Raw genomic sequence first — 20,648 nt, 5'->3', positions numbered from 1 at the left:
GGCCGACCACCGACCCACCGTTCCGTGCCCGGCGCCTGCGCTCCACCTCCAGCCCCGGCGGCACCCAGCCGCACCGGGGAGTCCGCAGCAGACACCGGCAGAGGCCAGCCGCCGGACCGGAAGGGACCCTCACCAGCCCATGTACTCCTCAGCGACCACCGGCACCCCCACCCAGCCCCGCACCGCGCTGCGCCCCCCCACCGCGGCCGGCGGTCGTCCCGGGCCCGGCCCGGTCCCCCTCCGCGACCCCCGCGCCCTCGCCACCGCCCGCGCCCTGCTGCCGCGCCAGGCCGACCAGTACGGCAACCGCCCCGGCTCCGAGCGGCTGCTCCGCGGCCGCCCGCTGGAGACCGGCACGGACCGCCTCGACCCGGCCGCCCTGCAGACCCCGGCCGTCCGGGCCGTCCTCGCCAACGTCGCGCGGATATGCCCTGGCTTCCTCCCGCGCCAGGTCCTGCGGGAAGGCAGCCGACACATCATCATCGCCGGCACCATCGGCCGCGCCCCCGTGGTCGCCAAGTGCCTGGCGCCGCAGGCGCTCCGCAGCGAGCACTCCGAGCAGCTGATCGAGCGCTTCCACCACGAGATCGCGGTCTACCGGGCCTTCGTCCGGCACCGTCCGCCGGTCCGCCTCCCCCGGCTGGTGGCCGCCGACCACGACCGCTGCGTCCTGGTCATGGAGCGGGTGCCGGGCCGTCAGGCCGCCCGCGAGCGCCACCCGGTGAACGCCCCCACCCCGGGCGAGCTGCGCGCGGTGCTCGGCTCGATCCGCTCGCTCAACCTCTGGCGGCCGCCGACGGACGTCTTCGGCAAGCCGCTCGACTACCAGCTGGAGATCTCCCGCTACCACTCGGTCGGGCAGCTCACCGACCGGGACGCGGGCGACCTGCGGGCCCTGCTGCACGGGCTCTCCTCGGCGCCGCTCCAGCTCTGCCACGGCGACGCGCTGCTCGGGAACGTGCTGCTCGCGCCCTCCGGGCCGGTCCTGGTCGACTGGGAGCAGGCCGGCTGGTACCTCCCGGGATACGACCTGGCGGTCCTGTGGAGCGTCCTCTCCGGGGACACCGCGGCCCGACGGCAGATCAGCCAGCTCGCGCAGTCCGGCGGGACGGTGGCGCGGGACGCGTTCCTGGTGAACCTGGCGCTGGTCCTGATGCGGGAGATCCGCCTGCACGACGTCCCGGGGGCCGGCGAGGAGCAGCGCATCATGATCCGCCGCCTCTACGACGACGCCGCCCTCGCCCGCCGGGCCGTCCGCACCGCGGTGGGCACCCGCTAGGGGCGCGGGGAACTGCGCGAGGCGGAAGAACGAGACCCGTGTGCCGGGTACGGACGCTCACTTGCAAGTGGAACTCCGTACCCGGCACACGGGTCGTTCCGTTCCCCTTCGCGCAGTTCCTCGCGCCCCTAGTGCAGCTCCGCTGCCAAGGCCTCCAGGGTGGCGTCCTCGGAGGGGAGGTGGGTGCGGCCGGTGAGGAGGTCGCGGAGGTAGCGCTCCAGGGGGTGGCGGCGGCTGAGGCCGGGGTTGCCGGTGAGGGTGACGGCCTGTTGGACGGCGGCGGTGGCGGCGCGGTTGATCAGGAGCTGGGCCGCCCCGGTGCGCTGGGCGGCGGTGCGCTCGCCCCGGTCGACGCGGGCGGCCAGCCCGTGCAGCAGCTCCTCGGCCCCGATCAGCGAGGCCTCGATCTCGGCCACCGCCGCGCGGTACCGCGGCAGGGTGGAGAGCGGCTCCGTCAGGTTGGCCGGGGTACGGCGGCCCAGGAAGGTGACCAGCCACTGCTGGGCGGCCCGGGCGACGCCCAGGTGCACGGCGGAGAGGGCGAGTTCGCGCCAGGCGCGGGAGACCTGGTCGGCGGCCTCCGCCGCCGGGTCGGCCCTGCGGGCGGGTGCCAGGCCCACCACCGCGTCGGCGGCCACCGCGACCTCGCTGAGCTGCACCTCCTGGCCGGCCGCCGCCCGCAGGCCCAACTGGTCCCAGACCGGGTCGAGTTCGATGCCGGGGCTGTCCCCGCGGACCAGGAACCAGCCGGTCCGCGGCGGCTCCTCCTCGGTCCGGGCCCGGACCGCCATCCAGGCCAGCGCCTCGGCCCCGGCGCACCAGCCCTTGCGGCCGTTCAGCCGCCAGCCCTGGCCGTCCCGGCGGGCCACCGTGTCGGGGCGTTGGCCGGGCTCGGCGGGCAGGGTGTTGAGCAGGGCCGGGCCGCGGCGGGATTCGGTCAGCAGGCGGCGGTAGAGCGCGGCGGGCCAGCCACCGGTGCGGGCCTGCTCCGCGTGGACCAGCAGGGTGTCGGCGGCGAGCAGGGCCACCGAGGCGTCGCCCCGGCCGAGTTGGGCCAGCAGCTGGACGGTCTCGGCCAGCCCGGCACCGGGGCCGCCGTAGCGGCGGCCGACGGTGAGGGTGAGCAGGCCGGCCTCGTGCACGGCCTCGATGCCCTGGTAGGGGAAGGTGGCGTCCCGGTCGTGCTCCTCCGCGCGGGCCGCCAGCAGGTCGACCACGCGGGGCAGGCGGGCGAGGGCGTCCGGGACGGACGGGGTGCCGTCGGTGACGGTCATGGCGGGGTGCCTCCGGGGCGGCTGCGTGGTGCGCTGCGGACTGCGGACGACGCGCCGTCACCCGCTCGGGGGGCGCGCTCGGTGCCGGGACGCGGCGGTCCGGAGATTGGCTGCTTTTCAGCCCCGGAGCACGCCGCCGGAGGAGTGACTCCTCCTCAGCCGGCCGGACAGACCGCGCTCGCGGTGCGCCGCAGGTCGAGGTAGCTGCGGCGGGTCAGCAGCGGGCGGTGCGGCATGCCGGTGACTGTACGAAGCATTGATCACGAGCGTCAAGCAAGGCCTGGAAGGTGGACCTCCGGGGCCGTCAGCCCTGCTGGAACATCTCCGCCGGGAGCGGCTTGAGCAGCTGGTACAGGTCGTCCGCGATCGGACGGTCCCAGGAGGCGATGGTCACCTGGACGCCGTCGCTGCGGCCGAACTGGGCGCAGAACACGCGCTCCTCACTGACCTTCACCTTCCGGACGATCAGCAGGTCGTCGCCGAGCATCACCGGGAAGTCCTCGGCCGAGACGAAGTCGACCGGCTCCTCGTTCTCCAGCGCGGTGAGCAGCTGACGGATCTCGAACGGGACTCCGTCGGCCGCGTCGCGGGCCGGCGAGCCCTCCGGGAGGTTGCCGATGAACATCGCGGGGCCGCGGCCGCCGAACAGGTCGTACCGGAGGAAGATCCCCTGACACGAACCGTCCGGGCCGCTCATGATCATGGCGCCGAAGTCACCGGGCCAGTCGCCCGGGTCCATCGCGAGCACGTCGAAGTCCGGGCCCGCGGGGGTGCCGGAGCGGCGGCGGAGAAATGACATGACGCCATCGTACGGTGCGGTCACGCCCTGCTCACGGGGCGGGTGGGTGCTCGGGCCGAGATCCACGCTCAGAGACCAATGTTGACTCTGAGCAACCGTCCGGGCTACGTTCGGTTCAGCACGACAGCCGCTGTGGGCATCGGTCCACCGGGGGGCGGCTTGTCGCAGCGCGCCCGCGTGCGCGTTCCCTCACTGCACATAGTCGTGCGACACACCGAACCATCTGCCCAAGCGTTTTCCGCTGTCCGTCGACCGTCGAGTAGCGTCAAGCAGAGCAGGAACGACCACAGACCGCACTTCGTTTTTTCACACACAAGCCAGGTTCGCGGGGCCCCGCCCGTCGCAGCTCGCGAACCTGCCCGGTAGACCGCCGCGTGGGGGCGTGCGGATACCGGGCACCGGCACCGGACGTCGAGTCGCTCTCGATCCCGGGGCCATCCCTCCCGGCGACGCGTACCGAGGTACGTCAGGGGTTCACACGGGAGGGGGCCCGGCACTCGTGCCGGACCGCACAGCAGGCGCCGTGCCTGGACGCGTGGGGGCGTTGGGCACGGCGTCTGTCTGGTCATACTGTGAGCTGTTACTTGTCGAACAGTCAACGACTATCCGACCATCAGATTTCTTTCCGGTGTTCCGGGGCCTGCGGCCGCTCCTCCGATCTGACGGAGAACCTCCAAGGCCGGGCCCCACGGGACCTGACGGAGTGTCCGCTCAGACCGGGTCGAACTCCCCGTCCCGCGCACCCAGGACGAAGGCCCGCCACTCGGCCGGCGTGAAGACCAGGACCGGGCCCTCCGGCTCCCGCCCGTCCCGCATCGCGATGAAGCCGTCCACGAAGGCGATCTGCACGTCCCCCGGCCCCTGGCTGCTGGAGAGCCACTCGGCCCCGGTCAGGTCCAGATCCGGCTTCTTCTGCTCGGTCACTGACATGTCCCCTCTCCCTCTGTCGGACGAAGGCCCAGCGTAGCCAGCCCTCCCCGCCCGGGCGCCGCTTGGCACCAACCGCCGTCTCCCCAGGGGCAGATGAGCCGTTCGGGTGCGGTGAGCGGGCGCGCTGTGCTAGGAGCGGCCGTCCGAATCGTGCTGCGCGCGGCGGGCGGCTGCGAGAGGGTTGGTCCAACGACCCGTCAGACCGCGCACCGCGCAGGCCCCGAGGAGCAGCCATGGACCGCCGGGAGGACCCCCGGGCCGATGTGATCCCCATCTCACAGGCCCCCTCCGCCCCGCACCCGGCCCCCGCGGCGGCGCCCCCTCCCCCGCCGCGGCCGGGCGGGCCCGGGCAGGTCGGCCGGGTGGGCGTGGTGCTGGTCTCGCACAGCCAGCGGCTGGCCGAGGCGGTGGCCTCGCTGGCCACCGGACTGACCAGGGCGACCGACCCGGCGCCGGTGGCCGCCACCGGCGGGAGCCTGGCCGACGGCCTGGGCACCAGCGCAGTGCTGGTCGCGGCGGCGGCCCGGCGGGTGGACCAGGGGCACGGGGTGGCGGTGCTGGCCGACCTCGGCAGCGCGGTCGGCACCGTGCGGGCGCTGCTGGCCGAGGCGGACGAGCACGGACTGCCCTTCCCCGTCCGGCTGGCCGACGCCCCTTTCGTCGAGGGCGCGGTGGCGGCCGTGGCCACCGCCTCGGCCGGCGGGGACCTGGCCGCCGTGCTGGACGCGGCCGAGGAGATGTACCGCCAGCGCAAACTCTGAGCCCCGGAGGGCCACCCGCGCACGGCGGATCGGAAAGGCGCCCCCGGGGGAGGTTGGTGGTCACACCGGGGGCGCGAGGCTCTGCTGATCTGCGGCTCCGCCGCGCGGGCGCGAATCGGGAGGCGGCCCACCGGCAACTGAACCAGCGTCAGCCAGTTGCACGTGCTGCCTTTCCACAGCGCGCAGTTCCCCGCGCCCCCGGTGTGACCACTTTCGATCGTGCGTGCTGCCATCCCCTCTGGCCCCGGGGTGGCCGCTCTGCCCCGTTTGCGGCACGTCGGGCCTGGTGCGTCGATACGATGCGGCGCAGTGCGCCCGGGGCGGGAGACCCCGGGCCGACAGGTGGGGGGAGTACGACAGATGCGGGTGGTCGTGACCGGCGGAGCCGGTTTCATCGGGGCCAACCTGGTCCGCGCGCTGCTGGACCGGCCCGAGGTGGCCGAGGTCGCGGTGGTGGACAACCTGAGCACCGGGAGCAAGGCCAACCTGGACGGTGTCGACGTGACACTGTACGAGGGAACCATCCTGGACCCGGCACTGCTGGACGAGGCCTTCGCCGGGGCCGAAGCGGTGGTGCACCTGGCCGCGCTGCCCTCGGTGCCGCGCTCGGTGGCCGATCCGCTGGCCAGCCACCACGCCAACGCGACCGGCACCCTGGAGGTGCTGGAGGCCGCCCGCCGGGCCGGCGTCGGCCACGTGACGGCGGCCTCCTCGTCCTCGGTCTACGGGGCGAACCGGGAGCTGCCCAAGCGGGAGACCATGCGGACGGCGCCGATGAGCCCGTACGCGGTCAGCAAGCTGGCCACCGAGGCGTACCTGGCGGCCTATCACCACTGCTACGGGCTGGGCGTGCTGCCGCTGCGCTTCTTCAACGTCTTCGGCCCGCTCCAGCCGGCCGGGCACGCCTACGCCGCCGTGGTCCCGGCCTTCCTGGACGCCGCGCTGGCCGGGCGGCCGCTGAGCGTGCACGGGGACGGCGGCCAGAGCCGGGACTTCACCTACGTCGGCACCGTCACCCAGGTGATCAGCGAGGCCGTGGTCCGTAAGGTGGTGCACGCCGACCCGGTCAACCTGGCCTTCGGCACCCGCACCTCGCTGCTCGAACTGATCGGCCTGCTGGGCGAGGTGCTCGGCGAGACCCCGCAGGTCGAGCACACCGACCCGCGGCCCGGCGACGTCCGCGACTCCCAGGCGGACAACGCCAGGTTGCGCGAGCTGTTCCCCGAGGTCGTGCCGGTGCCGCTGCGGGAGGGCCTGGAGCGCACGGCGGCCTGGTTCCGCACGCTCTGACCGCGCCCGTGAGGGGGTGTCAGGCCGGGTCGCCGGTGCCGGGGGTGAAGCTGAAGGCGGCCTCGGCCTTCCCTGCCAGCGCCAGTTCGAGCCGGTAGCGGACGTACTCGTCCAGCTCCAGCTCCGCCAGCTCGGCCAGGGTGAACCAGCGGACCTCCAGGGACTCGTCGTCGTTCACCCTGGCCTCGCCGGAGACGGCGCGGCAGCGGAAGGTCAGGTCCAGGTACTGGGCCTGGTCCCCGTTGGGGTAGCTCATCATCGGGGAGACCGTGACGGCGCTGAGCATCTCGGGCTCGGCCACCACGCCGGTCTCCTCGAACACCTCGCGGACCAGCCCCTCGGCGGGCTGCTCCCCCGGGTCGAGGATGCCGCCGACGATCCCCCAACGGCCGGAGTCGCTGCGGCGGTTGAGCAGCACCCGGCCCTCCTCGTCGCGGACCACGGCGCCGACGCCGGTGAGCCAGAGCGGACGGGTGCCGACGAGGGAGCGCAGTTCCGCCAGGAAGGAAGGAATAGCCATGGTCCGAGACTATGCCGTCCGGAGGTGCGCATGGACTCCCACCCGTCCCCGGAGGGCGTGCGGAACCTGATCGACGGTCAGGCCTCGATCGGGACGGTGATCCAGTCCGGCACGATCGGGCAGGTCAACCTGGCGGCCCGGGCCGAGGTGCGGACCGCGCTGGACGGGCTGCGCTCACGCGGGCGGGTGTTCGTCGGGCGGCAGCCGGAGCTCGACCGGCTGCTGGAGCTGCTCCGTCCGGAACCGTCCGCCCCGGCGGACCCCGGGGAGCCGCAGCCCGGGTCCGCAGCGGGCTCCCCCACCGCACCGGCCCGCTCACCTTCGGGCTCCGGCTCGGATCAGGGCTCCGGCTCCAGCTCCGGCTCGCTGGAGGAGCTCGCCGCCCGGCACGGGCTGTCGACCTGGGCCCCGCCGGCCCCGGGGCCGGACGGTCCCCGGACCGAGTGGCGGATGACCCGGGCCGACGGCACCTTCGGCCCGCTCCCGGAGAACCTGCGGCTGCTCGCGCGCCGGAGCCCCTCCGGACAGATGCTGCCGCTGCCCTACGCCTATCTGGAGGAGCCACCGAGCCCCGAGGAGCCGGTGCCGGCGGTGCCCGAGGCGGAACCGGGTCCGGCCGCCGTGGTGGTGATCAGCGGTCCGGGCGGGGTGGGCACCACCGAACTCGCCCTGCAGGCCGCCCACCTGGCCCGGGAGCGGGGTGACTTCCCCGGCGGTGTGCTCTTCCTCGACCTCCGGGGCCACCGGCCGGACGGCCGGGTGGAGCCCGGCGCGGCGCTCGGCACGCTGCTGGAGGCGCTCGGCGTCCCCGCCGCCGAACAGCCCGCCGGGCAGCCGGAGCGCGAGCAGCTCTACCGCTCGCTGCTGGCCGCGCGGGAGGGTGCGGTGCTCGTGGTGCTCGACGACGCGGCCGCCGTGCCGCAGGTGCTCCCGCTGCTGCCGGGCGATCCGCGCACCCGGGTGCTGGTCACCTCCCGGCACTCGCTCGGTCTGCCCGGCGCCGAGGTGGTCGAGCTGGCCGCCCTCGGCCGCGCCGACGCGCTGGAGGCGCTGCGGCTGCACGTCCGGGCCTCCGGTCCGCACGAGGGCCACCGGCAGCGGGGCCGTCGGGACGGCCGCTTCGGGCGGGAACCGGAGGCGGCCGAGGCGCTCGCCGTCCAGTGCGGGCGGCTGCCGCTGGCCCTGCGGATGGTGGCGGCACTGCTCGCCGAGGACCCGGAGCTGACCCTCGCCGAGTTGGCCGGGGAGCTGGCGGACCGGCGGACGGCGCTGGACGGCATCGCCGACCGGGAGCGGACCCTGCGGGCGGTCATCGACGTGTCGTACCGTCACCTGCCGGCGGACCAGGCCCGACTGCTGCGGCTGATGGCACTGGCGCCCTTCCCCCTCACCACCGACACCGCCACCGCACTGGGCGGCGGATCCGAGCGGACCACCCGCCGCCTGCTGCGCGGCCTGGTCCGGTCCCATCTGGTGACCGGCAGCGGCGGAGGGCAGGGGCGCTGGGAACTGCCCGACCTGATCCGGCTCTTCCTGGAGGGGCTGCCCACCGAGCCCACCGAGCCCCCGGAGGCAGCAGAGTCCGCGGAGCCCGCGGACGAGGAGGCCGCCCAGGCCCGGATCCGGCTGCTGCTGGTGTACGAGGGCCGCACCCGGGCGGCCGCCGAGGACCTGTTCGCGACCGCTCCCCGAGGTGGCCGGTCGGTGGCGGTCCGGCAGGCCCAGGCGCTGAACTGGCTGGACGAGGTGCTCGCGGAGGCGGTGCTGCTGGCCACCGGCGAGGGCCCGGCGGACCTGCGGATGCTGCTCTGCCACAACCTGGAGCGGTACCTGGAGCGCCGTCACCTGCCGGACACCGGGCTGCTGGTGGCCGAGACCCTGCTGGCGCTGACCCTCGAACTGGCCGAGACCCGGCTCCGGCCGGAGTTGGCGCGGGGACTGCCCCGGATGGTCCGGGACGCGCACTGCTCGCTGGGCTCGGCCCTGCTGGCGGTCCGTCAGCCCCGGGCCGCGGCGGCCTGCTTCGAGGAGGCCGTGGAGCGGGCCCGCGCCGACGGGGATCTCCGGGACGAGGCGCTGGCGCTCTCCGGGGTGAGCCGGGCCCTGGCCGGGCAGGACCGCGGGGAGGAGGCGGTGACCGTGCTGCGTCGGGCCCTCGCCCTGCTGGACGGCCCGCCGGAGCTGAGCCCGGAGCGGGACCCGGAGCTGGGCCCGGAGCGGGACGCCCTCCGGCTGGCGCTCGGTCGGGCCCTGCTGCGGGAGGGCGACGCCGAGGGCGCACTCGCCGAGTGGCGGCGGATCGCGGAGCCCGGGGCCTCGGACGAGGTGGACCGGGAGGTGGCGCGGGCGCTGCTCGCGCTCGACCGGGCGCCCGAGGCGGTCGCGCTCCTGCGCGGGGTGCTCCGGCGGGCCACCGAGGCGGAGCAGGTGTTCCGAGCCACCTCCACCCGGCTCGCGCTGGGCGAGGCCCTGGTGGCGGCGGGCGAGGCGGCCGAGGCCGCCGAGGTGCTGCGGGTCGTCGAACTGGCGGGCGCCATGAACGAGGACCACTGGCTGGTGGCCCGTTCCTGGCGGTGGCTGGCCACGGCCCACCGGGAGCTCGGCGAGCCGGACCGGGCCGGTGAACTCCTCCGGCACGCCGTCGCGCTGGCCCGGCGGACCGACGACGCCGAGCTGCTGGTGGAGATCGGCAACGCCCGGCAGGTGGCCGAGGAGCCGGCGGAGGCGGCGCAGGCCTGGGGGCTCGCGGTGGAGTGCCTGGTGCGCACCGGCGACCTGCCCGGGGCCCGCTCGGTGCTCGGCCAGGCGGCCGACGCGCTGGAGCGGCTGGACGGCCGGCCCGAGCTGCGGGAGCTGGTGCCGGAGCTGCGGGCCCGGGCGGCGGCGTTGGCCGAGCTGGAGCGCGGGCTCGCCGCGGAGACCGGGGCGGGCTGACCGTCCGTCAGGCGGGCGGTGCCATGGGCCGGGCCGGGGAGCCGATCACCGTGGTGCCGTCCGGGACGTCCCGGGTGACCACGGCGGCGGCACCGACGAAGGCCAGCCGGCCGAGCTTGCGGCCCTGGAGCACGACGGCGTTGCTGCCGACGGTGGCGCCGGGCTCGGCGTGCACGGAGCCGGAGACGTTGCCGCCCGGATAGACCGTCACCAGCTCGGTCAGCACGGTGTCGTGACCGACCGTCGCGTTGTAGTGCACCTGGCTGTGCGGCCCGATCCGGACGTTGCTGGAGACGTACGCCCCGCCCATCACCAGGCAGCCCGGCCCGAGCGTGGTCTCCGGGCCGACGATCGCCCGGGGGTGCACCAGCGTGGCGGCCCGGCCGCCGAGGCCGTCCAGGAGCGCGGCCAGCCGCTCCCGCACCCCGGGGTCGGCGATCCCGATCAGGTACGGCGCGCCGGCGGGCAGCTCGGCCGGCGCCAGCACCGGCAGCCCGCGCACCGTGCCGCCCTGCGCCCGGTCGTCGAGGAAGCCGGCCACCGGCACTCCGGCGGCGAGGGCGGTGTCCAGCGCCTCGCGGCCGACGCCGCCGGCTCCGGCGATCCACAGGGACTCGGTCATGAATGGTGTCCTCTCGGGCAAACGTGGCTACGCCCTCGGGGGCGCGGGGAACTGCGCGGGTCGGAAGGCGGCTCACCGGCAACTGAACCACCATCGGCCAGTTGCCGGTGCTGCCTTTCCACCGCGCGCAGTTCCCCGCGCCCCCGGTGTGGCCACTGTCAGGAGGCCTCCTCGACCGGGATGCGCGGGGCCGTGGCCTGACGGGGAAGGACGATGCGGGTCGTGGTGGTGGCGACCGGGACGGGGAAGCCCGGGTTGACGCCGCCGGCGGCGGTGATGCCGGTGGGGCGCAGGAGCATGCGGGCGGTCATGGCGAGGATCCGGAGATCCAGGCCGAGGGAGCGCCTGGCGATGTACTCCAGGTCCAGCTCGATCCGCTCGGGCCAGGTGATGGAGTTGCGGCCCTTGACCTGGGCCCAGCCGGTGAGGCCGGGCCGGACGGCGAGACGGCCGCGCTGCCGCTCGGAGTAGTGGACGACCTGCTCGGGCAGGGTGGGCCGGGGGCCGATCACGCCCATGTCGCCGCGCACCACGTTCCACAGCTGCGGCAGCTCGTCGAGACTGGTCTTGCGGAGCAGGGCGCCGAGCCGGGTGATCCGGGGAGCGTCCGGCTCGTCGGGGTGGCGCTTGTCCCGCATGGTGCGGAACTTGAGGATGCTGAACTCCTGACCGGCCCGGCCGGTCCGGGTCTGTCGGAAGATCACCGGGCCGCCCATGGTGCAGCGGATCAGGATCGCGATCACCAGTCCCAGCGGGAGCGCGATGCTCCCGGCCAGCACGGTGACCACGAGGTCCCCCCCTCGCTTCATCTTCTTCTCCCCCAGCGGGTGTGGTGGTGAGGTGGCGTCAGCCGACCGGCCAGGCCAACCGCTTGGCTCTGGCCACCGCGGCGTAGGTCTCCAGCGAGACCCGCGCGACGGCGCGTTGGTCGAACGTGGCCAGGGCGCGGCGACGGGCGGCCGCGCCCAGCTGCTCACGCAGGTCCGGCTCGGTGAGGAGCCGGTCCAGCGCGGTGGTGAGGGCCCGGGCGTCGCCGGGCGGGGTGAGCAGCAGGTGCTCGCCGTGGGTGCCGATCTCGCGGCACCCGCGGATGTCGCTCAGCACCATCGGCAGACCGCTGGCGGCGGCCTCCATGGCGGAGCGGGAGAACCCCTCCCGGTAGGAGGGGAGAACGAAGACGTCGAGCGCGGCGTAGACCTGCGGCATGTCGGAGCGGCTGCCGAGGTACTCGACGCCCCGCTCCTCCTCGGCCAGCGCGTCCGGCTTGTCCGCGTCCTGCGGGCCGACCCAGACGAACCGGGCCTTCCCGGCCAGGGCGCGGGCCGCCTCGGCGTACTCGACGATGCCCTTCTCGGCGACCCGGCGGCCGACCCCGCCGACCAGCAACTCGTCGTCCGCGACGCCCAGTCCGGCCCTGATCCGGGCCCGGGCCTCGGGGTCGGCGCCGAAGCGGGAGAGGTCCACGCCGTTGCCCACCACCCTGGAGCGGCGGGCCGGGACGGCGCGCGAGAGGGTCTTGCGGTCCTCGCCGTTCTGGTAGAGCTCGGCGTGCGAGAAGCGGGCCGCGAAGGCCTCGGCGCCCAGCACGAAGGCCCGTTTGGCGATCGGGTCGTGGGCCTGGGCCCAGAGGCCGTGGCAGGTGTTGACCACCACCGGCACCCCGGCCAGCCGGCCGAGGATCCGGCCCATCACGCCGGTCTTGGGGTTGTGGGTGTGCAGCACGTCGGGCTCGATCCGGCGCAGCACCGCGAGCAGTTCGCGGGCGGCGGCCAGGTCGGCCTTCGGCTCCCAGGCGCGGGTCAGCGCGTGGAGCGGCTCGTGCCGGACCCCGATCGCGGTGAGCTGCTCGACGTAGGGGCCGGGGGCGCTGATGCCGTAGGTCTCGAAGCCGGCCTCCAGGTCCACCTTGAGCTCGGTGGCCAGCAGCAGCTGGAGGCTCATGTCGACGGTGGTGAGGTGGGCGACCCTGAGCGGGCGGCCGTGCGGGCCGCGCAGGCGGGGTGACGGGGCACCGGGTGACAGGGCGTCAGGCACGGGCGCCGACCGCCTTCGCGGTGGCCACGATCCGGGCATAGGCCCGTTCGGGTATCAGGCGGCCGTAGAGCTTGGCCCGGTAGAAGTCGATCGGGTCGGTGCGCCGGACCGGCACCCGGGCGAACCGGGCCGGGTCGAAGCCGGGCAGGTTGCGGCCGACCTGGCCGGTGGCCGAGGTGCGGAAGCGGGCCCGCAGGGCGGCGTCCAGGTGCGGGACGGGGACGCCCCAGGTGTAGGCGAAGTGCTGGGGCCGCACCCCGAGGCGCTCCTCGATGTCGTCGTTGCACCCGTCCAGCTCGTCGGTGGAGAGCAGTTCGGGACGGACGTGGGTGCGGGTGTGGTTGGCCACCGTGCACAGGCCGGAGTCGACGAGCTCGCGCAGCTGCTCCCAGCTGAGGCCGGGCGCACCGGTGTCCTTGGCGGTGGCGCCCTCCCAGCGCATCGGGCCGCCGACCTGACCGCTGGCCAGGTAGATGGTGAAGGGCAGGCCGCGTTCCTTGAGCAGCGGCCAGGCGTTCTCGTAGACGTCGGCGAAGCCGTCGTCGAAGGTGATCACGGTGCTGGGGGTGCGGCGGCCGGCCGCGAGGCGGTCGGCGGCCTCGTCGAGACCGGTCACCCGGCCGGGCGGCAGCTCGGCGAGCAGGTCCATCTGGGCGGTGAAGTCGGCCGTGGTGACGTCGAGTTCGTCGCTGGATCCGCCGCCCACCCGGTGGTAGATGAGCACCGTGGCACCCTCGCCGGGGACGGCCCCGGCAGCCCGTGCCAACTGCTGTTTCACCCTGCCCCGGATGCCTCCGGACGCAGCACTGCCCGCCATCGTTCCCCCCTCGGCGCCACCCTCCCCGGCGGCGCAAGTGGCCTTGCGCCCGGCAGCGGTCGGCGGCCGGGCGAGCCCAGACTAGGGGGATGCGTGGGGCTGGTGCCGGGAACTTGTGAAAGAAAAGCGCAGATAGGCCGAAAATCGGCCGGTCCGATCAGAACGCGGCACCGCGCGGTGCCGGAGGTGTCACGCAGCGCTGCCCTTCGGCGCGCCGGGGCCCGTCAGCACACTCGGAGCCCGTCAGGAGGCGCCTGAGCCCGTCAGAGCGCCGATCCGCCGTTCGGGCGGAGGCGGGCGAACGCGACCCGGGCCAGCAGCAGCACCCCGGCCGCCAGGCAGCCGGCGACCGCCATCACCCAGGCTGCGGGGCCGTCGCTCTCCGGGACCAGCACGGCGGTGAGGATGCCCATCGCGATGCAGGCCGCACCGACGGCGGCCAGCGCGAGCTGGTGACGGTGCAGAGCGGCACCGCCGAACAGCCGGGCCACCGTGCCGCCATGATCACGTTCTGTCTCGCTCATGCCACCCAAGGTATACCCGCGGGAGCGCGGACGGGAGCCGGTGAACACGCTCCCGGCGCACTCCCGCACGCCCCCGCAGGCCTCCCGCACGCTGCCGCGAAATCTTGCCGAAGGCCGTACAACCATCGGTGGCCGTCGGCTGTCTCCACTACATTGAACGATCCAGATCCAGGCCCGCTCCGACGGTCCGCCGGGTGCCCACACACCCGGAGGCCGTAGGTGCGGGCCGAGCAGCACGCCGGGCAGTCCGGCACCCGGCGGGGCGCGAGCAGGAGCAGCGTCCGAGGCGTTCCCGCCGGTTGCAGGTCCGTCCGGTCAGCGATGCAGGCCTTCCGTGGCACGGGTTGGGAGTCCCCACCACGGTCGGCCGGGCCGAGGGCGGCGCCGCCGCGCCACGGCAGCCGGGGCACGGCCAGGTCGCCCCGGTGGTACCGCCACGCCGCACCGGCGACCGAGGGGGGCCCAGTGCCGCAGTCCGACAGCACCGTCACCACCATGACCAGCCGTCCCACCGACCGCACACCGTCCGTGACCGTCCCTGCCGTTCCCGCCACCACCACCGGCGCCGACGGCACCGAGGGCCCCGCCGACCGCGACCGCGGCGGCTGGCTGCGCTTCTCGCCCGCCCAACCGCTCTTCCGCGCCCGGGCCGCCCAGCGGCTCGCGGTGCTCGCCTACCACGGCGTGACCGACCCCGGCTCCTTCGGCGCCCAGCTCGACCGGCTGCGCCGCCTCGCCACCCCGGTCTCGCTCCAGGACGTCGAGCGCTCGATCGCCGAGGGACGCCCGCTGCCGCCGCGCTCGGTGCTCATCACCTTCGACGACGCCGACCGCACCGTCCTCACCCACGCCCTGCCCGAGCTGAAGGCCCGTCGGATCCCGGCGGCCGCATTCGTGATCGCCGAGCTGATCGGCACCGAGCGCCCGTTCTGGTGGCACGAGGCCGCCTTCCTCGCCCGCAACGGCGGCCAGGCCCGCTCGCTGCGCAGCCTGGCCCGGCCGGACCAGCTGCTGGCCCGCCTGAAGACCCTGCCCGACCCGGACCGGCGGCGCAGCCTCGCCGAGCTGCGGGTCAGTGCGCACCGGCGGCCGCCGGGGCAGCAGCAGCTCTCCCCCGCGGACCTGCGGGAGCTGAGGGACGGTCAGGTGGCGATCGGCAACCACACCCTGGGGCACCCCTGCCTCAGCCAGTGCGACGACGCCACCGTGGAGGCCGAGATCACCGGTGCCCACCGGGCCCTCAGCGGCTGGCTGGGCGAGGCGCCCACCGCCTTCGCCTACCCCAACGGCGGCTACGACCCGCGGGCCGACACCCTGCTCCGCCAGCTCGGCTACCACCTCGGCTTCCTCTCCGACCACCGCCTGGGGCCCCGGCTGCCCGAGCACCCGCTGCGGATCAGCCGCCTCCAGGTCGACTGCACCACCAGCGCCCGCCGCTTCGACACCATCCTCTCGGGGCTGGAGCCGGCGGTGCAGCGCCTCTGCGGCAGACCTGCGGTCGCCGACTGAGGTAGCCGCCCGGGGGGGTGGGGGCACTTGGTCACACCGGGGGCGCGGGGAACTGCGCGCGGGGGAACGGCAGCACGTGCAACTGGCTGACGTGCCCCGATCCCACGCTGGGCCGCCTTCCGTACTCGCGCAGTTCCTCGCGCCCCTGCGGGGCGCAGCCTCGTGCGTCGGACCGCGTACATTGGGGCGGTTGTCCGTCCTAGTTTTCCGGGAGCACGTCCGTGGTGGCCGAGGGTCTTGAGCTGGTGTCCGACTGTGCGAACTGCTTCGGGCTGTGCTGCGTGGCCCTGCCGTTCGCGAAGTCGGCGGACTTCGCGGTGAACAAGACCGCCGGGACGCCGTGCCGGAACCTCCAGGAGGACTTCCGGTGCGGGATCCACACCAAGCTCCGCACCTCGGGCTTCACCGGCTGCACCGTCTTCGACTGCCTGGGCGCCGGCCAGAAGGTCTCCCAGCTGACCTACGGCGGCCGCAGCTGGCGGGAGGACCCGTCCAGCGCCGCCGAGATGTTCGAGGTCTTCCCGGTGGTGCGGCAGCTGCACGAGCTGCTGCGCTACCTGACCGAGGCCGCCGCCCTCCCCCACCTGGGCTCCGTACGGGCCGAGCTGGAGGCGGAGCTGGCGGAGGTCGGCGGGCTGACCCGCGGCGCCCCGGCCGAGCTGCTGGCGGTGGACGTGCCGACGGTGCGTCAGCGGGTGAGCGAGACGCTGCTGCGCGCCAGTGAGCTGTACCGGGCCGCCGTCCCCGGCAAGAAGCGCAACCACCGCGGCGCCGACCTGATCGGGGCCCGCCTGGCGGGGGCCAAGCTGCGCGGGGCCAACCTGCGCGGCGCCTACCTGATCGCCGCCGACCTGCGGAAGGCGGACCTGCGGGAGGCCGACCTGATCGGCGCCGACCTGCGGGACGCCAACCTGGCGGGGGCGGACCTGACGGGTGCCCTGTTCCTCCTCCAGGCCCAGCTGAACGCGGCCCGCGGCGACGCCGCCACCGTCCTCCCGGCCGGCCTGGAGCGCCCGGCCCACTGGGCCTGATCCCCCCGACCCGCGCGGGCCGGGGGGACGGGTACGTCAGGGGGCCAGCCGGTGCGGCCCGCGGAAGAGGAAGACCGCCTCGCGGATCGACTCCAGCCCCAGCATCACCATCAGCAGCCGGGCCAGCCCGGCGCCGAAGCCGCCGTGCGGCGGGCACCCGAAGCGGAACACGTCCAGGTACTCCCGCATGGGGCCGGTCTCCATCCCCTTCTCAGCCGCCTGCGCCAGCAGCACCTCGGAGCGGTGCTCGCGCTGGGCACCGGTGGTGACCTCCAGCCCCTTCCAGAGCAGGTCGAAGCTGAGCGTGAGGTCGGGCCGGCCTTCGGGCCGCCGGTGGTAGAAGGGCCGGATCGCCGCCGGGTAGTGGGTGACGAAGAGGAACTCGTGGCCGAAGCGCTCCCGCGCGTACGCGGCGATCCGCCGCTCGCCCTCGGGGTCGAGGTCCTGCTTCTCCCCCTCCGGGCCCCAGCCGCCGGCCCGCAGCACCTCCTGGGCCTCGGCCATGGTCAGCCGGGGGAACGGGACCTGAGGGACCACCACCTCCACGCCGAGGACCTCGCGGACCGCCTCGCCGTGCGCCTCGGCGACCCTGCCGACCGCGTGGGCCAGCATGGCCTCCTCGAAGGCCATCACGTCCTCGACCCCGTCGGTCCAGGACAGCTCGACGTCCAGGCCGGTGAACTCGGTGGCGTGCCGGGAGGTGTGCGAGGGCTCGGCCCGGAAGACCGGCCCGATCTCCAGCACCCGGTCGATCCCGGCGGCCACCGCCATCTGCTTGTAGAACTGCGGCGACTGCGCCAGGTACGCGGAGCGGTCGAAGTAGCCGACCCGGAACACCTCGGCCCCGGACTCGGAGGCCGAGCCCATCAGCTTGGGGGTGTGCATCTCGGTGCAGCCCTCGGCCACCGCGTACTCGCGCACGGCCTGTTCGAAGGTGGTCTGCACGGCGAACAGCAGCTGGGCGGCGGCCCGGCGGCGGACGTCCAGGAAGCGGTGGTCGAGCCGCTGCTCGGGGCCGGTCCGGTCGTCGATCGGCAGCGGGGTCTCGGCGAGGCCGAGCACCTCGACCCGCTCGGGGACGATCTCCAGGCCGCCCAGCTTCACCTGAGGGGCCGTCACCAGCCGGCCGGTGATCCGGACGGCGGACTCGGGAGTGAGGGAGTCGAGCACGGCCTCCAGCTCACCACCGTCGCGGCGGTGGGTGACCTGGACCTGGCCGGTGTGGTCGCGCAGCACCAGGAACTGCATGGCGCGTTGGAGCCGTAGGGCGTGCACCCAGCCGGCGACCGTGACCGTGTCGTCGAGGCGGGTGGGGAGGCCGGAGCAGAGGGTCCGGCTCGTCGGGTGGATCATCGCAGCCTCCGTGGCTGTCGTCATGATCCCTTGGGAGTGCGGGCGAGAAGGGTGCTCGCGGTACCACCGCACTTTCGCCGCCCCGCGCGGGGGCGGCCTCGGGTCGCCCGGTGACGGGGGCGGGCCGGCGGGGCATGGGGCCCGGACGGGCCGTTCCTCCCCGCACTCGGGAGGGTCTTCACCTCGGACGCGAGTCCGCCTTCACAGCTTCCGGCGGCTCTCTCGGCTCGCGTGGGTCCTCGGCTACTCGTCTCCTTCGACGCGTTGCGACGAGAGTAGGCACCGCCCCGGCCCCCGGCAAGGGACTTTCCGGGGCGGCCGGCCCCGGGGTCAGCGGGCCTGGGCGAGGGCCGTCAGCAGCCGGCCCTCGGGGTAGGTCAGGGCGGCGGCGGGCAGCGCGGCGGTGCGGCCGGTGTGCAGCACCGTCAGGGTGCCGGAGCCCTCCGGGGTCCCGTCGGCGATCCGGCGCAGCGCCTGGGCGGCGACCGCGTCGGCCGAGCCGTGGAAGACCGGCCGGGAGCCCCGGGCGTCCACGGCGTCCCGGATCTGATCCACCACCAGCTCGTAGTGGGTGCAGCCGAGCACCAGCACGTCCGTCCCCGCCGGGGTGCGGGAGGCCGCGTCGGCCACGGCGGCGGCGATGTCCGCCGCGTCGGCCCGTTCGACCGCGTCGGCCAGGCCCGGGCAGGCCACCTCGGTGATCTCGGCCGAGCCGCCGAACTCCCGGATCAGGCCGCGCTGGTAGGGGCTTCCGGTGGTCGCGGGGGTGGCCCAGATCGCCACCCGGCCGCCCCGGGCGGCGGCCGGCTTGATCGCCGGGACGGTGCCGATCACCGGCAGCCGCGGCTCCAGCTCGGCCCGGATCGCGTCCAGTGCGTGCACCGAGGCGGTGTTGCAGGCCACCACCAGGGCGTCCGGCTCCAGCTCGGCGGCGGCCCGCGCGCAGGCCAGCGCGTGCTCGCTGAGGTCCTCGGGCGTCCGGGGGCCCCAGGGCATCCCGTCCGGGTCGGAGGAGAGCACCAGGTCGGCGTCGGGGCGCAGCCGCCGCAGGGCCGCGGCGGCGGCGAGCAGGCCGATTCCGGAGTCCATCAGTGCGATCTTCACAGCTCACGACTCTACTGGACCGGCCCCGCCGCCCGGCCGCCGGTGACTGCTCCGGGGCGGGCCTTCCAAGGACCGGACGGGCGTTGGCACGGGGTGGGCGCGCTGTGTGAGGGTGCCTGCCATGCCTACCTTCAGCTCCTACGACGGGACCGCGCTCCACTACGAACTCCTCGGCGAGGGGCCGCCCTTGCTGGTGCTCCCGGGCGGCCCCGGGATGGACCTGCGCTACCTGGGCGGGCTCGGCGGCCTGACGGACCGTCGGCGGCTGGTTCTGCTCGACCCCCGGGCCACCGGCCGTTCGGCGGTACCGGCCGACCGGGGCACGGTGGCCTTCACCGAGCAGGCCCGGGACGTCGAGGCGCTGCGCGCGCACCTCGGCCTGCCGGCGGTCGACCTGCTCGGGCACTCGGCCGGCTGCCTGATCGCCCAGGAGTACGCGGCCGCCCACCCCGGTCGGTTGCGGCGGCTGGTCCTGGTCACCCCGGTGGGGCGGGCCGCCCGGGAGCCGGACGAGGCGGAGCTCGCGGAGCTGCGGGCCGCCCGCTCCGGCGAGCCCTGGTACCCGGACGCCGCCGAGGCCCACCGGCTGCTCACCGGGGGCGGGCTCACCGGGGAGGCGGCGGCCGAGTCGGGGCGGCGGACGCACCCCTTCTCCTGGCACCACTGGGACGACGCCCGGCAGGCCGAGCACCGCCCCGAGCACGGCTCCCCGCACGCCTGGCTGCGCGCCGCCTACTACGCGGGCGCGGCCACCCCTGCCGACGAGGAGCGGCGGCTGGCACGGCTGGCGGCGGTACGGGCGCCGGTGCTGGTGCTGGCCGGGGCCTCCGACGGCCTGATCGGCACCGCCCCGGCCCGGGCGGCGGCCGCGCTCTACCCGCACGCCCGGCTGGAACTGATGGACCGTTCGGGCCACCGGCCCTGGGTGGAGGAGCCCGGCCGGTTCGTGGAGCTGGTCGCGGGCTTCCTCGACTTGCCCGATCCGGCAGACTTGAACACGTTCAATTAATCTGCCACGCTGGCGGACGACGACGGTGCCGACCGTCGCGGACCGGGGGGTGGGCACGGTGGGGCTGATCGCTGGCGTGATTCTGTTCGTGGTGATCCCGGGGGTGTACTTCCTGGCCCCCGCCTACATGGCGGGCCTGCTCGCGGTCGTGCTCACCCGTCGACTGCCCTGGTACCTGCGGGTCCTGGCGATGCTGGTGCTCCCCGCCCTGAGCGCGCTGCTGTGCCGGACCCTGGTCGAGGGCTTCGGAGTCGCCCGCACGATGACCGGCACCGTGATCGCCGGCCTGCTGGTCTCCCTGGCCGCCCTCCAGTGGGAGGACCGGCGAAGGGCACGGCACCCGGCAGCGGTCGCCCGTCCGGCGGTGCGGTGACGCTCGGCGGGCAGGGGCCGGTGGCAGACTGGCGAGGGTGACGGTGCTGCTGTGGGTCTCGGTGGTGTCCCTGGCCTCCTGGGTGTGGCTGACGGTGGGTCAGGGGTTCTTCTGGCGGACCGACCAGCGGCTGCCCCGGCGGGTGGAGCCGGAGCGGTGGCCCTCGGTGGTGGTGCTGGTGCCGGCCCGGGACGAGGCCGAGGTGCTCCCGGAGTCACTGCCGAGCGTGCTGGCGCAGCGGTACCCGGGGTCCGCCCGGGTGGTGCTGATCGACGATCACAGCACGGACGGCACGGGCGAGCTGGCGCACCGGCTGGGCGCGGCGGGCGGGCTGCCGCTGACCGTCACCACCCCTCCCCCGCTGCCGGCCGGCTGGACGGGCAAGCTCTGGGCCCTGCGGCACGGGGTCGAACTGGCCGACGGGGCCGATTACCTGCTGCTGACGGACGCGGACATCGCGCACGGCCCGGACTCGCTGGCCGCAC

20 protein-coding genes are annotated in these 20,648 nt (G+C 75.1%); 9 read left to right on the top strand and 11 right to left on the bottom strand.

From position 1 onward, the window contains the following. Nucleotides 1–139: 139 nt before the first annotated feature. Nucleotides 140–1,279 (top strand): aminoglycoside phosphotransferase family protein, encoded by a 1,140-nt coding sequence (locus ABD946_RS01935; RefSeq protein ID WP_345279411.1) that lies wholly within the window; start codon nucleotides 140–142, stop codon nucleotides 1,277–1,279. A 128-nt stretch (nucleotides 1,280–1,407) separates the two neighbouring features. Here ABD946_RS01935 and ABD946_RS01930 read toward each other — a convergent pair whose 3' ends face one another. The 3 genes from ABD946_RS01930 to ABD946_RS01920 all read right to left on the bottom strand — a co-directional run bounded on the left by ABD946_RS01930 (nucleotide 1,408) and on the right by ABD946_RS01920 (nucleotide 4,282). Then, nucleotides 1,408–2,553: an acyl-CoA dehydrogenase family protein gene (locus tag ABD946_RS01930; RefSeq protein WP_345279409.1), complete on the bottom strand. Its 1,146-nt coding sequence runs from the start codon at nucleotides 2,551–2,553 to the stop codon at nucleotides 1,408–1,410. A gap of 304 nt (nucleotides 2,554–2,857) precedes the next feature. Then, nucleotides 2,858–3,352, bottom strand: coding sequence for a hypothetical protein (locus ABD946_RS01925; protein ID WP_345279407.1), 495 nt, complete (start codon nucleotides 3,350–3,352; stop codon nucleotides 2,858–2,860). Between the two features lie 711 nt (nucleotides 3,353–4,063). Continuing rightward, complete coding sequence (locus ABD946_RS01920; RefSeq protein ID WP_345279405.1) at nucleotides 4,064–4,282, bottom strand: DUF397 domain-containing protein; 219 nt, start codon at nucleotides 4,280–4,282, stop codon at nucleotides 4,064–4,066. A 362-nt stretch (nucleotides 4,283–4,644) separates the two neighbouring features. On the opposite strand from ABD946_RS01920, the gene ABD946_RS01915 reads away from it, so the two are divergent. Both ABD946_RS01915 and ABD946_RS01910 read left to right on the top strand, forming a co-directional pair. Continuing rightward, nucleotides 4,645–5,043, top strand: coding sequence for a PTS-dependent dihydroxyacetone kinase phosphotransferase subunit DhaM (locus tag ABD946_RS01915; protein ID WP_345279451.1), 399 nt, complete (start codon nucleotides 4,645–4,647; stop codon nucleotides 5,041–5,043). Nucleotides 5,044–5,403: 360 nt separating this feature from the next. Then, a complete protein-coding gene (locus ABD946_RS01910) occupies nucleotides 5,404–6,333 on the top strand; it encodes an NAD-dependent epimerase/dehydratase family protein (RefSeq protein ID WP_345279403.1) in 930 nt (309 codons plus the stop codon). Nucleotides 6,334–6,352: 19 nt separating this feature from the next. On the opposite strand, the gene ABD946_RS01905 is transcribed toward ABD946_RS01910, so the two are convergent. After that, nucleotides 6,353–6,853, bottom strand: a complete 501-nt coding sequence (locus ABD946_RS01905; RefSeq protein ID WP_345279401.1) for an NUDIX hydrolase — start codon at nucleotides 6,851–6,853, stop codon at nucleotides 6,353–6,355. A gap of 30 nt (nucleotides 6,854–6,883) precedes the next feature. Here ABD946_RS01905 and ABD946_RS01900 point away from each other — a divergent pair, with 30 nt between their 5' ends. After that, complete coding sequence (locus tag ABD946_RS01900) at nucleotides 6,884–9,787, top strand: ATP-binding protein (protein ID WP_345279399.1); 2,904 nt, start codon at nucleotides 6,884–6,886, stop codon at nucleotides 9,785–9,787. A 7-nt stretch (nucleotides 9,788–9,794) separates the two neighbouring features. Here ABD946_RS01900 and ABD946_RS01895 read toward each other — a convergent pair whose 3' ends face one another. From ABD946_RS01895 to ABD946_RS01875, 5 genes are all read right to left on the bottom strand, one after another. Further along, the gene (locus ABD946_RS01895) at nucleotides 9,795–10,409 is read right to left on the bottom strand and encodes an acetyltransferase (protein WP_345279397.1); all 615 of its coding nucleotides are present in this window, start codon (nucleotides 10,407–10,409) and stop codon (nucleotides 9,795–9,797) included. A 158-nt stretch (nucleotides 10,410–10,567) separates the two neighbouring features. After that, nucleotides 10,568–11,218 carry a sugar transferase gene (locus ABD946_RS01890; protein WP_345279395.1) on the bottom strand — a complete coding sequence of 217 codons (651 nt, stop codon included), beginning with the start codon at nucleotides 11,216–11,218 and terminating at the stop codon, nucleotides 10,568–10,570. A 37-nt stretch (nucleotides 11,219–11,255) separates the two neighbouring features. Then, entirely contained in the window at nucleotides 11,256–12,443 is a 1,188-nt protein-coding gene (locus ABD946_RS01885) for a glycosyltransferase family 4 protein (protein ID WP_345279393.1), read from the bottom strand. After that, nucleotides 12,436–13,221: a polysaccharide deacetylase family protein gene (locus ABD946_RS01880; protein ID WP_345279391.1), complete on the bottom strand. Its 786-nt coding sequence runs from the start codon at nucleotides 13,219–13,221 to the stop codon at nucleotides 12,436–12,438. Before ABD946_RS01880 ends, ABD946_RS01885 begins: the two co-directional genes overlap by 8 nt. A 302-nt stretch (nucleotides 13,222–13,523) precedes the next feature. Beyond that, nucleotides 13,524–13,784 (bottom strand): hypothetical protein, encoded by a 261-nt coding sequence (locus ABD946_RS01875; RefSeq protein ID WP_345279389.1) that lies wholly within the window; start codon nucleotides 13,782–13,784, stop codon nucleotides 13,524–13,526. Nucleotides 13,785–14,279: 495 nt separating this feature from the next. Here ABD946_RS01875 and ABD946_RS01870 point away from each other — a divergent pair, with 495 nt between their 5' ends. Together ABD946_RS01870 and ABD946_RS01865 are read left to right on the top strand one after the other, a co-directional pair. After that, nucleotides 14,280–15,293, top strand: coding sequence for a polysaccharide deacetylase family protein (locus ABD946_RS01870; protein ID WP_345279387.1), 1,014 nt, complete (start codon nucleotides 14,280–14,282; stop codon nucleotides 15,291–15,293). 221 nt (nucleotides 15,294–15,514) lie between these two features. Then, nucleotides 15,515–16,324, top strand: coding sequence for a pentapeptide repeat-containing protein (locus ABD946_RS01865; RefSeq protein WP_345279385.1), 810 nt, complete (start codon nucleotides 15,515–15,517; stop codon nucleotides 16,322–16,324). A gap of 36 nt (nucleotides 16,325–16,360) precedes the next feature. On the opposite strand, the gene aspS is transcribed toward ABD946_RS01865, so the two are convergent. Next, a complete protein-coding gene (gene aspS, locus ABD946_RS01860; RefSeq protein ID WP_345279383.1) occupies nucleotides 16,361–17,677 on the bottom strand; it encodes an aspartate--tRNA(Asn) ligase in 1,317 nt (438 codons plus the stop codon). A 330-nt stretch (nucleotides 17,678–18,007) separates the two neighbouring features. Next, entirely contained in the window at nucleotides 18,008–18,781 is a 774-nt protein-coding gene (locus tag ABD946_RS01855; protein WP_345279381.1) for a glutamate racemase, read from the bottom strand. A gap of 121 nt (nucleotides 18,782–18,902) precedes the next feature. Here ABD946_RS01855 and ABD946_RS01850 point away from each other — a divergent pair, with 121 nt between their 5' ends. The 3 genes from ABD946_RS01850 to ABD946_RS01840 form a co-directional block, all read left to right on the top strand. Beyond that, nucleotides 18,903–19,790, top strand: coding sequence for an alpha/beta fold hydrolase (locus tag ABD946_RS01850; protein ID WP_345279379.1), 888 nt, complete (start codon nucleotides 18,903–18,905; stop codon nucleotides 19,788–19,790). Nucleotides 19,791–19,866: 76 nt separating this feature from the next. Then, complete coding sequence (locus ABD946_RS01845; protein ID WP_345279377.1) at nucleotides 19,867–20,163, top strand: hypothetical protein; 297 nt, start codon at nucleotides 19,867–19,869, stop codon at nucleotides 20,161–20,163. 37 nt (nucleotides 20,164–20,200) lie between these two features. After that, nucleotides 20,201–20,648 (top strand): glycosyltransferase (locus ABD946_RS01840; protein WP_345279375.1); only part of this gene is annotated, 448 nt, incomplete at its 3' end.

It is taken from the genome of Kitasatospora albolonga, from assembly GCF_039535905.1.
GTDB classification, from domain to species: Bacteria; Actinomycetota; Actinomycetes; order Streptomycetales; family Streptomycetaceae; genus Kitasatospora; species Kitasatospora albolonga.
This window is presented reverse-complemented; position numbering and strand designations above follow the sequence as displayed.